9 protein-coding genes and 1 pseudogene are annotated in these 13,281 nt (G+C 44.1%); all 10 read right to left on the bottom strand.

Going from position 1 to position 13,281, the window contains the following annotated elements; translation table 11 throughout:
• Positions 1-74: 74 nt before the first annotated feature.
• The 10 genes and pseudogenes from LRC_RS03395 to uvrB all read right to left on the bottom strand — a co-directional run bounded on the left by LRC_RS03395 (position 75) and on the right by uvrB (position 13,190).
• Complete coding sequence (locus LRC_RS03395; protein WP_014073165.1) at positions 75-2,279, bottom strand: hypothetical protein; 2,205 nt, start codon at positions 2,277-2,279, stop codon at positions 75-77.
• An 84-nt stretch (positions 2,280-2,363) separates the two neighbouring features.
• Positions 2,364-2,564, bottom strand: coding sequence for a lactococcin 972 family bacteriocin (locus LRC_RS12260; protein WP_080876920.1), 201 nt, complete (start codon positions 2,562-2,564; stop codon positions 2,364-2,366).
• Positions 2,565-2,994: 430 nt separating this feature from the next.
• A pseudogene (gene whiA / locus LRC_RS03390) lies at positions 2,995-3,928 on the bottom strand (DNA-binding protein WhiA).
• Positions 3,929-3,943: 15 nt separating this feature from the next.
• A complete protein-coding gene (locus tag LRC_RS03385; protein ID WP_014073164.1) occupies positions 3,944-4,960 on the bottom strand; it encodes a gluconeogenesis factor YvcK family protein in 1,017 nt (338 codons plus the stop codon).
• The gene (gene rapZ / locus LRC_RS03380) at positions 4,957-5,844 is read right to left on the bottom strand and encodes an RNase adapter RapZ (RefSeq protein WP_014073163.1); all 888 of its coding nucleotides are present in this window, start codon (positions 5,842-5,844) and stop codon (positions 4,957-4,959) included. The genes LRC_RS03385 and rapZ overlap by 4 nt, the downstream gene beginning before the upstream one ends.
• Before the next feature lie 115 nt (positions 5,845-5,959).
• The gene (sdaAA, locus tag LRC_RS03375; RefSeq protein WP_003692572.1) at positions 5,960-6,844 is read right to left on the bottom strand and encodes an L-serine ammonia-lyase, iron-sulfur-dependent, subunit alpha; all 885 of its coding nucleotides are present in this window, start codon (positions 6,842-6,844) and stop codon (positions 5,960-5,962) included.
• A gap of 12 nt (positions 6,845-6,856) precedes the next feature.
• A complete protein-coding gene (locus LRC_RS03370; RefSeq protein WP_014073162.1) occupies positions 6,857-7,516 on the bottom strand; it encodes a serine dehydratase beta chain in 660 nt (219 codons plus the stop codon).
• A 262-nt stretch (positions 7,517-7,778) separates the two neighbouring features.
• The gene (locus LRC_RS03365; protein WP_003692566.1) at positions 7,779-8,252 is read right to left on the bottom strand and encodes an S-ribosylhomocysteine lyase; all 474 of its coding nucleotides are present in this window, start codon (positions 8,250-8,252) and stop codon (positions 7,779-7,781) included.
• A gap of 90 nt (positions 8,253-8,342) precedes the next feature.
• Positions 8,343-11,177 (bottom strand): excinuclease ABC subunit UvrA, encoded by a 2,835-nt coding sequence (uvrA, locus tag LRC_RS03360; protein ID WP_014073160.1) that lies wholly within the window; start codon positions 11,175-11,177, stop codon positions 8,343-8,345.
• Positions 11,178-11,192: 15 nt separating this feature from the next.
• Positions 11,193-13,190 carry an excinuclease ABC subunit UvrB gene (uvrB, locus tag LRC_RS03355; RefSeq protein ID WP_014073159.1) on the bottom strand — a complete coding sequence of 666 codons (1,998 nt, stop codon included), beginning with the start codon at positions 13,188-13,190 and terminating at the stop codon, positions 11,193-11,195.
• Positions 13,191-13,281: the final 91 nt, after the last annotated feature.

Here is a 13,281-nt window from a genome sequence, read left to right as displayed (position 1 = left end):
GGTGTATCACTCTTTCCGAAGCTGTCAAGGGAACCTCTTCGAGGTGCGCAGATGGCGCACCCTTGACAGCTCCTTCAAGAGTGATAGTGGACAGACATGGATGCATTCGCATCCCCTGCACAACTGGTGCCTGGGAAAAAATATTTTACACACAAATTAGGACTTGACTTGTTTTTTTGAAGAACGTCATACGAAATCCAAATGAATGACGCAAAAACCGTTCCGATAAAAAGAAATGCCAAAACTGCCAAATTAAGCCAATCCATCTTTTGCAATAAACATGAAGAAATAATAAAAGACAACGTAAAAACACCGCTAAAAAAAGCAATCTGTCCGTTTAAAATTCTAAAAAAAGAGCACCCCATCAAGCGTTTGATGACGATTTCTCTTTCATGCAGCAAATAATATTGAGCAACCATTGCAAAAAGAAAGAAAAAGCTGCCTGAAACAAGTACCGTCAAACGAATTAAAGAACAAGCGACTTGCCGTTTGTTTTGTTGAACGAGCTCTGCCTTCTTCGAATAAACGGATGTTACGAAATTTATCGTTGAACCGATTCCGCTCTCACGAAGTTTCGGCTCAAGTCTCTCATAGACCTTTCCGAAATGTTTGTCGCTAAAGAAAAATCCGCCATTCAAGCAAAAGAGATTTCCGTACGACAAGCTGTTTTGATAATCGTCAAACAGTTTGATTACCGGGTCTTTGACCGTATTTGAAAGCAAATTATCACCTGAATCAGGATTGTACGTGAAATAACTTTGCCCGTTTTTTGCATAGACAATTTCGATTTTCAGATTTTTGTGCGTAAACTTTGGCACACGTTCTCTCTTTTTCCAAAGCTTAAAATCCGTATTGAGTTGAAACAAAAATTCATCCATGTATCGATTGCGAATTTCTTTTTCATACTTGCCGTATTTTTTGGGAACTATCAGAATCTTTGTAAAAAGCGTCGGTTTCAAATCAGAAACGCTTTTTCCGTCCGAAAGAATCGTCTTCGAAAGTCGCAAATAATTCTTATCCGCGGTTATCGCGCGACCGGAAACCGAGCAAATACGGTCATCTAAAGACTTATTGTCGGGATTTGCCAGATACCACGGCTGCTCCTTGCCGTTTTGTCCTGAAGTCCATAAGAAATTGTCCGAAAAAACAACAAAAGTTTGATAATTTGATCTTAGTTTTTCCCAAAGATTCTTTGCTTTCAAATCATATTCAACCTCAGCAGAATTATCCATTCTGTCTATCTGATTGGTCAAGTTTGTCTGATATATGTTTTTGGCATCCTCCCAACGTTCAAGTCTTGATGCCTGCTCCTTAAATCGACTATATTCTTGGTGAAACTTCGGAAACATGATGCTGACTAAGAAAATGCTTAAAATGAAAAATGCAGCATTGAAACCATATGCTGCTTTAGAAAAAAACGCATTATAAGACAGAAACAGTCTTGTTTTCATCTGAAATGCGCAGGCAACGATAATGATGACCAAAATAAAAAGCAGGCAGCAGGCATATAACAAAAGAAGCGACACCAAAAATCGGCTGCAATACTCGACCAAATTTTTCCAAGACGCATAACCGAATAATAACGTCGCACTGATTCCGATTGAAAATTCCAACGATGGAATCAGATCTTTAATCGTTTCATTTAAAATTTCATACGATTTCCTTCCCAGAAGTCGCATCAAATCATTTTGACGCTTTTGTTTCATCAACAGGAACATCAGCGATATCAACGAAACAATCCCTGAAAGATTTGCCAAAAAAAGCAACGTGCTCTGATCATCTTCAAAAGAAGTGATATCTTTCTGGGATTTTATGCGCACTTTTCCAAAATCTCTCATGGTATCACAAACTTCTTTTACGTTTCCTGAAACATAAAAGACGCTATTGAACCCCATGTTCTTGATTTTATCAAGGGGGTAAAGCTTGACATGATACCTATAATTCGGGATCAGCAGTTTCTGCTTATTTTTCATATAATTCGTAGCCAAATCATCATGCGAAATTCTTCCTTTGATTAGAAAATCAGGATTAGTATCGTAAATAGTCAACTCATTTTCACTGGTAAAAAAGTACTGTGAAACACTAGTCTCGCCTTCAGATATTTTTTTCAGACTATTTATCAATGCAAGACAGTCAGCATCATCTTTTAAAAGCAGAGACACTTCTGTCTTGTCACCATACAAAAGATTGGTGAAATAATCGTCAATTCTTTTATTTATGACGACCATCCCGGAAATTATCAAAAAAATCAGCATGCTTATTGAAAATAATTTCTTCATAATCCCCCCGAAAAAACTTAAAAATAAGGTGTTTCACAACAAATGACAACACCCTTAGCAAAGCACTATTCACATAAAAGATTCTTAATAAACATTATAATATGCTTTATTATTTCTCATAGTCGCATTAACTTGCGAAAAAGCAGTTATGCCTGCATGAACTTTCACACGTGTTCCTGCACCCATTCCGTTTTTATCAGTTGCTGAATGAGTTCGTCCATAATGAACATAAGTCGACTGAACCTTTGTACCGTAGATGCCAAATAACCATTTGCCCCCATCAATATAATGCCATTGCTACGGAGTCAGCCCTTTCCCTTTGACTTTTGATTTAAATAGAGCTAGCCCGCCTTCTTTTATCACTGATACCGGTGATTTCAAATTGCTGCTTGACAGTTCAACATCCCCTCAGCTAGTTGAGCCTGCATAAGCACTTGAAGAAGAAACTAACAAAAAAGCAAGGTTGACCCCAATAAAAAGATTTTTTTTAATTATAATAATACCTCTCCTTAAAAATAAAACCGGTTAGCATTTTGATTTATCTAAAAGATATCACAAGAAATGTTTTCTCACAATCTTTTGTTTTATCAATTGCAAAATTTTTCCATAATCAATCTTTATTCCAACATCCCCAGATCAAAAAGCCCGATCCAGGCACACGCCGAATCAGGCCAAACAAAACGCTTTTTTAGATGTGCTTCAAAGAGCAAAGCCTCTATTTTCCAAAACCCATTTTTTCTGCTTGCTCCATAATTTTTCTCAAACGATGGTTGACGCCGGATTTTGAAATCGGACCGCCCGGAACCAATTCGCCGAGTTCTTTTAAACTGACTTCCGGATGAGCCATGCGCGCGATTGCGATTTCTTGCAGCTTGACGGGCAAATTGTTCAAACCGATTTTTTTGTCGAGATACTTAATACTTTCAATCTGCCTGTTGGCCGCGTCCGCAACCTTGTTGAAGTTTGCATTTTCGCAATTGACGATTCGATTCACTGAATTTCTCATATCGCGCATGATGCGAATGTCTTCAAATTTGAGCATTGAACTTGTCGCACCGATCAAAGACAAAAAATCGGCAATTTTTTCTGCTTCTTTGAGGTAAGTGATGTAGCCGCTGCGACGCTTGGCCGTGCGCGCGTTTAAGCCGTAGCGATTCATCATTTCGCAAATCGTCTGATTATGATCCTCATAAAGCGAATATATTTCCAGATGATAGCTGCTTGTTTCAGGATTGTTGACCGAACCCGTGGCAAGAAAAGCCCCGCGCAAATATGAGCGAACCTTGGCGTCATCATCCAAAAAATCGAGCGGAACGGTTTCTTTCAACTGAAAACCGTCCAAAATATCAAGATCTTTCAGCACGTAATCGCTGCCCTTGTTCAAGCGCACGATATAGAGATTGTTTTTCTTGAGTTTCATCTTCCGCCGAACCAAAAGCTCGCTTTCGACATCATAGAACTGTTTCAGCAAACTGTAAATTCTGCGGGCTGTGGCGGGGGTTTTCCGTTTGAACGTTCAAGATAAAGCGATGATTGGAAAGTCCAAGCGAACCGTTCATGCGAATCAAAGCCATGAGTTCTGCTTTGGCATTGCCGAAATGAACTTCCAATGTCGTAAGTTCTTTTTTAACCTCGCTTGCGTATGACAAAAACGCTCCCTCCTTTTAGTTAGATTCGTCTGCTCGCCAGGACTTCGGACGTCCGGCAAGACACATCAACTCGTCCACGACCTGGTCTCCGTTATGAAACACTCCCTGATTTCTGAGCTTTAGAAAGTTGTCGGAAATAACGCGACACCCCTGGTCCCTCAACCCTTTAAAATCATATTTTACCTGATACAGGTATTCGTCATACTTCTGGCGATCCAGATAATTTTTTGGAACCGGCTCCGTATTTACGAGCACCGTATCGATAAAATTCTGTTTCAAATGCCTGTTCAAAACCCGAACGTGATCGGCATCGGTAAAATGCTCAGTTTCGCCCTTTTGCGTCATGATGTTGCAGATGTAGACAACCTCTGCTTCGCTTCGGCACACGGCCTCTCCGACGTTTTCAATCATCAGATTCGGCAAAATGCTCGTGAAAAGGCTCCCGGGTCCGAGCACGATCTGATCGGCATCAAGAATCGCATCGACAACTTCCTGCTTGGCTTCCGGTTTGCTGCCGTCAGCAGACGTTACCCAAACATTGTCGATTGTCTTGCCAGCAGCAGAAATTTCTGCTTCGCCTGAGATGACCGTTCCGTCGGTAAATGCAGCGTTCAAAGTCAGCGGCTTGTCTGAAGCCGGATAGACGTGTCCGTCGACCTGCATGATCTTGCTCAAATCCTGCACGGCTTCAAAGATGCCGCGGTTATCCATTTCAGTCAGCGCGGCAATAATCAGGTTGCCGATTGCATGACCTGAAAAAAATTGATCGTTTGACGAAAAACGATACTGAAAAATATCCTTGTAAAGTTTCGGCATGTCGGACAAAGCCGCCAAAACGTTTCTGATGTCTCCTGGCGGGACAACGTTAATGTAGTCTCTGATGATTCCAGAAGAACCGCCGTCATCAGCCACGGTAACAACGGCCGTAATGTCTGCATTTTTCTTGCGCAAACCTTTCAAAACGACCGGCAGTCCCGTACCGCCGCCGATCACGACAATTTTCGGACGATGTTTTTTTCTTAAACTGATCATGAGCGATTAACCGTCTCCTTCCGCTTCTTCATGTCGCGGTGATTGAAATTGACGGTATATCCATCGCTTTGCAAGTCTTCGCCAATTCGTTGCGCAATCGCCACTGAACGGTGTTGTCCGCCAGTACATCCGATTGCGATCGTCAGGCTCGTTTTTCCTTCAGCAACGTAACCCGGAATCACGTAGCGCAGCATTGAGATGTACTGCTTGTAAAATTCGGCAGTCTTCTCGGAATTCATGACATACTCGTAGACGTCATCGTCAAGGCCGTTTTTTTCCTTTAATTCCTTGACATAGTAAGGATTCGGCAAAAACCTGACATCCATGACGACGTCGGCATCAATCGGAATGCCGTATTTGAAGCCAAAAGACATCACGTTGATGTGAAATGCAGTGTTTTCGCTAGTCTCAAAATTATGGAAGATTTCTTCGCGCAGCTGTCGCGGAGAAAGCCTCGTCGTATCAATCAAAAGCGTGGCCTTTGACTTGATTTCATTTAAAATCTCGCGTTCGCGCACGATGCCGTCAAGCACGCGTCCATCCATCGCAAGCGGGTGCGATCTTCTCGTTTCCTTATAGCGAGCAACCAGTTCCTCATCAGAAGCGTCCAAAAAGACGATTTTGGCGCTGATGCCGTTTTCATCTTCCAAGCTGCGAATCATTTCAACGACTTCTTCATAAAACGCCCGCGAACGCAGATCGATCACAAGCGCCACCTTCTTGATTTTGCCGGATTCTTTGATCAATTCCCAAAACTTGCCCATCAAAGCCGGCGGCATGTTATCGACGCAAAAATATCCCAAATCTTCAAAACTTTGCATCGCAACGGTCTTGCCGGCACCGCTCATTCCGGTAACGATCACTAATTGCATTGAGTCATGCATCAGACTTCATCCTCTCAAATAGTACTGTCAACATTATAACATAACTTGCGCTGCCATCATTTCCAAATGCAGCAAAAAAGCCGCACGAATCGCTCATGATAGACTCGCGTGGCTTTTAATCCATATCTTCGCCAAAAATTCTGATTTTCATTTTTAACCCGGTCTTAGTCGTCGCCAAACCGCCGAGTCCGGTTTCGCGCAACTGTACCGGCATGTTTTCGCCGATTCGTTTCATTGCGCCGATTACTTCGTCGGCAGGAATCTTGTTCGTCAGTCCGGCAAGCGCCATATCGGCACATGCAAGCGCATTGACGGAACCAACGACGTTTCGCTTGACGCACGGAATCTCGACCAAACCGGCAACAGGATCGCAGACAAGTCCCAACAAATTGCTGAGCGCCATTGCAAAAGCTTCTGCCGCCTGATTTGGCGTGCCGCTGCAAATTTCAACCGCTGCAGCCGCAGCCATGGCAGAGGCACTTCCGACTTCTGCCTGACATCCGCCGACGGCTCCAGCAATCATCGCATTGTTTGCTGTCACGAGTCCAAAGGCGCTTGCGGTGAACAAAAACTGAATCTTCTGATCTTCCGTCAAATGCAGTTTTTGATCAATCGAAAAGAGCACGCCGGGAATGGTCCCTGACGAACCGGCAGTCGGGGTGGCGCAGATCAATCCCATTGCAGCATTGACCTCATTGGTAGCGAGTGAATTTTGAATTGCGGATAATATCAATTCACCAGACAATCCCTTTCCGCTTTCTCGATATTTGCGCATTTTTGCAGCCTCTCCACCGGTTAATCCGGTCGGAGAATGGACTCCGTTTCCGTCTGCACCTCTGTGCGCTGCATTTTCCATCACTTGAAGCTGGTTTTTCATCTTGTCCCAGACTTCCTGTCTCGTTGCCCGCGCATATTTCATCTCTGAACGAATCATCAGTTCCCAGATTGGCAGATTCAATTCATCGCATGCCTTGATCAGGGAAGAAACATTCCTGTACATCAAAAATCCCCCTTAAAGACAAATCAATTCCTTGCTCATTGAAGCAATGTGCTCCAAGATTTGCTCATCCGGCTTTTTGTCAAGATCGAATTCGAGCAGGCAGCAGTCTGAGCTGATGCTTCGCTCGGCTTTTTTGACAATAAAATCGTCACCGCAGGCCAAACTTTCAAGAATACTGTTTTGCTTGCCGTCTTTTGCCAGGCAAATGATGATCGGCAACGGTCCTGCCGGGAAAAATTCATGCCCGTCAATTTGAATCTTTCGAATCTCAATCGTCCCACCACCAATCGAGCATCCTGCAACTTTGACTTCCTTATCTTTGTTTGCCAAAGTTACGATTGCCGTATTGGGATGATTAATCGGGCTTTTGCCCTCGTGTTCAATGAATTTGACCTTGATTCCCTTCATTTTAGCAATCCTGACCGCATCAGGCACGCGCAGATCATCCGTTTGCATCCCCAAAACACCTGCGATAATCGCAAAATCCGTTCCATGCCCGCGGTGCGTCTTTGCAAATGATTCATAATAATCGATCGTAACCTGCGTGATCTTTTGAGAAAAAAGCTTATGGGCTACTTGTCCGATCGCAACTGCCCCCGCAGTATGCGAGCTGGAAGGTCCGACCATCACTGGTCCAATAATGTCGAAAACGCTCTTGTAATTTCCACTCATGGTCATTTTCCTCAATCTGAATAATTTAACATCATTAAATTTAACACTTATCTTCTGACAAAAAAAGAATATGTGAGAAATTTAATATTTTTCATATAGATTTTAAGTTTGAAAGCCATGCTTGACCTAAAAGAACGAAGCAAACTTAAATTTGTTAAGCATTGCACTGTATTTTGTCAAAAAAACGCCAAAAGCAGCGAAAACACCATTCGATGCATTCCGCTGCTTTTTATTAGATGCAGAGCACAGACTCAGCTTTTGATCAATCAATAACTTTGCGAACGAACGGATCTGACGAGATTCCTTCTTCAAGAATCTTCTTGCACCACTCTTGAGCAGAAAAGAGCGAATGATCGCGATAGTTGCCGCAACTCTTGATATCCGTTCCCTGAACGTCTTCCCACGTTGCATTAACGATGTCTTGAAGCGATGCCTTCAAAGCCTTGGCCACTTCGACAGTGTCGTGTTCTCCCCACATGATCAGATGGAAGCCGGTACGACAACCGAACGGAGAACAGTCGATCACACCATCCATGTGATCGCGCAAATATCCTGCCAGCATGTGTTCAATCGTATGAAGTCCTGCGGTCGGAATCGCATTTTCATTTGGTTGAACCAAGCGCAGATCGAAGTTCGAAATTTTGTCGCCTTTTGGACCTTCTTCAACCGTAATCAAACGTACGTAAGGTGCCTTGACTGCAGTATGATCCAATGTAAAACTTTCAACTTTTGCCAAAGTAATCCCTCCAAAACTTTATTATACTAATGACTATAACAGTTTGTTCGAAAAATTCAAGAGAGCAAAACGTGAAATTCTTCTTGAACGTTATTCATAATGACCTCTTTCAATGACTTCTTTCAAATACTTTCCGGTATAGCTGTGTTCGTTTCGACAAAGTTCTTCCGGCGTTCCGCATCCGATGATCGTCCCGCCGCCTTCACCGCCTTCCGGACCCAGATCAATCAGATGATCCGCTGATTTGATGACGTCAAGGTTGTGTTCGATCACGAGCACGGTATTTCCCTTGTCAACCAGACGTTGCAAGACCTCAAGCAAACGCTTGATGTCATCGGTATGCAGTCCCGTCGTAGGTTCGTCCAAAATATAAAACGTTTTGCCGTTTGACTTTCGATGCAATTCGCTTGCCAGCTTCATTCTTTGAGCCTCGCCGCCGGAAAGCGTCGTTGCCGGCTGTCCCAGCGTCACGTAACCTAATCCGACGTCTGCAATCGTCTGCAGCTTGCGTTTGATTTTTGGAATTGCAGCAAAAAACTCCAGCGCCTCTTCAACGGTCATATTCAAAACTTCTGAAATATTCTTTCCCTTGTACTCTATTTCAAGCGTTTCCGAATTGTACCTCGCACCGTGACAAACTTCGCAGGGAACGTAAACATCCGGCAAAAAGTTCATCTCGATCTTGATAATGCCGTCGCCCTTGCAAGATTCGCAGCGACCGCCTTTAACGTTGAAACTGAATCGACCCTTGCCGTATCCTCTGACTTTTGCCTGATTCGTCTTCGCAAAAAGGTCGCGAACGTCATCAAATACGCCGGTATATGTCGCAGGATTGCTGCGCGGCGTTCGCCCGATCGGACTTTGGTCGATGCAGATTACTTTTTCAAGATATTCGGTCCCGATGAGCTTCTTGAATCTGCCGGGCTTTTCCGTGCTGTGGTTAAGCTTTGCTGCCAATGCTTTCTTTAAAATCATATTGACGAGCGTCGATTTGCCGGATCCTGAAACACCGGTAACCGCAATGAACTTTCCGAGCGGAAAGCTGACGTCGATATTTTTCAAATTATTCTCGCATGCGCCAAAAAGTTCAAGCACGTGGCCATTTCCCTTGCGACGCTCTTTTGGAATCGGAACATATTTTTTGCCCGACAAATACTGTCCAGTCAATGACTTGGCAGAACGAGCCACCTGTTTGGGCGTACCGCTTGCCATGACTTTTCCGCCGTGACTTCCGGCACCAGGTCCGATATCGATCAGGTAATCAGCTGCCCTCATCGTATCTTCGTCATGTTCGACAACGATCAAAGTATTGCCGAGATCGCGCATTTTTTTCAACGAATCAATCAGTCTGTCGTTATCTCGCTGGTGCAGCCCGATTGACGGTTCGTCCAAAATATACAAGACGCCGGACAAATTTGAACCAATCTGGGTTGCAAGCCTGATTCGCTGCGCCTCACCGCCTGAAAGCGTGCGTGCGGAACGGCTGAGCGTCAAATATGCCAGCCCGACGTTGACCAAAAAACTCAATCGATCGCAGATTTCTTTTAAAATAGGTTTTGCGATCTGCTCTTTTTGTTCAGAAAACGTCAATCCTTTGAAAAACGGCAAGGCATCCCCAATCGACATTTCGGAAACTTCACCAATGTTTTTCCCGTCGATTTTGACCGCAAGCGCACGTTCGTTCAATCGATATCCGTGACACGTGCTGCACGTCAGACTTGTCATGTACTTTCGCATCACGTCGCGCGTAAAATCGCTGTTCGTTTCACGATAGCGCCGCTCGACGTTGTTGATTACGCCTTCAAATACAGTGTCGACGTCTCTGACTCCGCCAAAGTCGTTTTCATGATGAAAATGAAATTCCTTGTCGCCGGAACCGTACAGAATGAGATCTTTAGCCTTTTTGGAAAGATCTTTAAAAGGCGTATCCATGTCAACTCCAAAAGCTTGGCACGCTTGCTCCAAAAGATTCGGATAATACTGCGAGCTGATCGGATTCCATGGTGCGATGGCTCCTTCATGAAGCGTCTTTGTCTGATCAGGAACAACCAGATCCATGTCAACCTCAAGTTTGGCGCCTAACCCGTCACATTCAGGACACGCACCGAACGGAGCATTGAACGAAAAAAGACGCGGCTCAAGTTCGCCAATCGTAAAGCCGCAGTATGGGCAGGCAAAGCTTTCCGAAAATTGAATCGTTTCTTGACCGACAATTTCTGCCGTTGCATATCCGTCGGAAAGACGCAAGGCTGCTTCAAACGAATCAAACAGGCGCGTTCTGATGCCATCCTTGACAACGATACGATCGACAACGACTGAAATATCGTGCTTCTTATTTTTATCAAGTTCAATTTCATCGTCAACTTCATGGGCTTTTCCATCAATCATCAGACGAATGAATCCTTCATGCTTGATTTTTTCAAGCATTTTTTTGTGCTGCCCCTTCTTTCCGCGAACAACCGGCGCCAAAATAATGACTTTGGTTCTTTCCGGAAATTTCAAAATGCGATCAACCATCTGTTCAGGAGACTGACTCGTAATCTCGCTGCCGTCGTTCGGACAAATCGGGGTTCCGACACGTGCCCACAAAAGTCGCAGATAATCATTGATTTCAGTGACGGTTCCGACGGTTGAACGCGGATTTTTCGAAGTCGTCTTCTGGTCAATCGAAATTGCGGGGGACAACCCTTCGATCGAATCAACGTCCGGCTTATCCATCTGTCCTAAAAATTGCCTGGCATAAGAAGAGAGACTTTCAACATACCTTCTTTGCCCTTCAGCATAAAGCGTATCGAATGCAAGCGAACTTTTGCCTGATCCCGAAAGTCCCGTCACGACGACAAGTTTGTCTCTTGGAATTTCGACGTCGACGTTTTTTAAATTATGTTCCCTTGCGCCATGAATGATAATTTTGTCAACACCCAACTTTTTTCCTCTTTTCTATTCAATTTCCGCCTTAAGTTCAAGAACCGTGTCTCGCAAACGTGCAGCTTCTTCAAAATCAAGCTTTTTGGCTGCTTCTCTCATCTGTTCTTCCAACCCTGAAATCATCTCTTGTTGGTCTTTTTGGCTCAAATCGTTGAAATCAAAGTCTTCCGTTTTCTTTTTAGACTTCTTGGAAACTTTATCTCCATATGAAATTGCAGCACGAATTTCTTTTTTGATTGTCTGCGGAACGATCCCGCGTTCTTGATTATACCTCATCTGAATCTCGCGACGACGCCTGGTTTCGTCAATCGCAGCTTTCATTGATTCGGTCACTTCGTCAGCATACATGATCACGTGTCCGTTGGCATTTCTGGCAGCACGTCCGATTGTTTGAATCAAGGAACGCTCATTTCTAAGGAATCCTTCCTTATCGGCATCAAGAATTGCTACCAACGATACTTCAGGAACGTCGATTCCTTCGCGAAGCAGGTTGATTCCGACCAAAACGTCAAATTTGCCAAGACGCAGATCTCGAACGATTCTTGTTCGCTCAAGCGTTTTGATATCAGAATGCAGATATTTGACCTTTATGCCGAGTTCTTTCAGATAATCTGTCAAATCTTCGGCCATCTTTTTCGTCAGAGTCGTCACGAAGACTCGCTCGTTTTTCTCCGTACGCTTATTGATTTCACCGACAAGGTCATCCATCTGTCCCATGATCGGTCTGACTTCGATTTCAGGATCAAGGAGTCCGGTCGGTCGAATTATCTGTTGAACGATGTGGTCGGTCTGTTTCTTTTCGTAATCTCCTGGAGTTGCCGACATATAAATAATTTGATTCGTCAGCTTTTCAAATTCTTCAAGCTTCAACGGACGATTGTCAAGTGCGCTTTTAAGTCTGAACCCATAATCGACCAGCATTTGCTTGCGAGCCTGGTCACCGTTATACATCCCCCTGACCTGCGGCATCGTCACATGCGATTCATCGACAACGAGCAAGAAATCTTTCGGAAAGAAGTCAAGCAGCGTAAACGGTCTGTTCATCTGACGATTATCCATATATTTTGAATAATTCTCGATTCCTGAACAATAGCCCATTTCACGCATCATTTCGATGTCATACGTCGTTCTTTGCTCAAGGCGCTGGGCTTCAAGAAGCTTGCCTTGCGCGCGCAGTTCCTCAAGTCGTTCTTTCAGCTCTTTTTCGATTCCTTCCAATGCTTGTTTCATTCGATCGTCATTTGTCAAAAAGTGCGTTGCCGGAAAAATCGTCACCTTATCCGTATCGGTGATAATTTCACCGGTCAGTGGGTTAAATTCGCAGATTCGATCAATGTCGTCTCCAAAAAACTCGATTCTGAGCGCTGACGAATCGCTTGACGCCGGAAAAATATCGACCACGTCACCACGAACGCGGAAACGGCCGCGCTGAAAATCAATGTCGTTTCGCTCGAACTGGATTTCAACCAATTCCCTGAGCAGGCGATCGCGGCCATACTCCTGATCAACGTGCAAAGAAAGCGCCTGTTGCTGATATTCGCTTGGATCGCCCAATCCAAAAATGCACGAGACCGAAGCCACGACAATGACGTCGTTTCGTTCAAGCAACGCGCTTGTCGCAGCGTGTCTTAGCTTATCGATCTCATCATTGATGCTGGAATCTTTTTCGATGTAGGTATCGCTCGAAGGAACATAGGCTTCAGGCTGATAATAGTCGTAATATGATACGAAATATTCGACCGCGTTATTTGGAAAAAACTCTTTGAATTCGCCATAAAGCTGACCTGCCAAAGTTTTGTTATGTGCCAAAACCAAGGTCGGCTTATTCACGTTTGCAATGACGTTTGAAATCGTAAACGTTTTGCCGGTTCCGGTCGCGCCCAATAAAATTTGCGCATGTTCCCCGGCTTTGATTCCGGCAGTAAGTTCAGCAATTGCCTCTGGCTGATCACCAGTTGGTTTGTAAGACGAGCATAATTCAAAATTTCGATCAGGTTGTCGTTCAATCACAAAAAATCGCCCCCATGTTCCATAAAACAAATCTAGAAATATTGTATCACTTCGAACAAAGTTTCGCAAAAATAATGATTAAAAAAAGATC

The sequence above is a fragment of the Ligilactobacillus ruminis ATCC 27782 genome (assembly GCF_000224985.1).
Taxonomy (GTDB): Bacteria; Bacillota; Bacilli; order Lactobacillales; family Lactobacillaceae; genus Ligilactobacillus; species Ligilactobacillus ruminis.
This window is presented reverse-complemented; position numbering and strand designations above follow the sequence as displayed.

Bases quoted from the DNA above. Each gene is read 5' to 3' on its own strand.
- LRC_RS03395 (WP_014073165.1), bottom strand. From the start codon at position 2,279: ATGAAGAAATTATTTTCAATAAGCATGCTGATTTTTTTGATAATTTCC.
- LRC_RS03385 (WP_014073164.1), bottom strand. From the start codon at position 4,960: ATGATCAGTTTAAGAAAAAAACATCGTCCGAAAATTGTCGTGATCGGC.
- rapZ (WP_014073163.1), bottom strand. From the start codon at position 5,844: ATGCATGACTCAATGCAATTAGTGATCGTTACCGGAATGAGCGGTGCC.
- sdaAA (WP_003692572.1), bottom strand. From the start codon at position 6,844: ATGTACAGGAATGTTTCTTCCCTGATCAAGGCATGCGATGAATTGAAT.
- LRC_RS03370 (WP_014073162.1), bottom strand. From the start codon at position 7,516: ATGAGTGGAAATTACAAGAGCGTTTTCGACATTATTGGACCAGTGATG.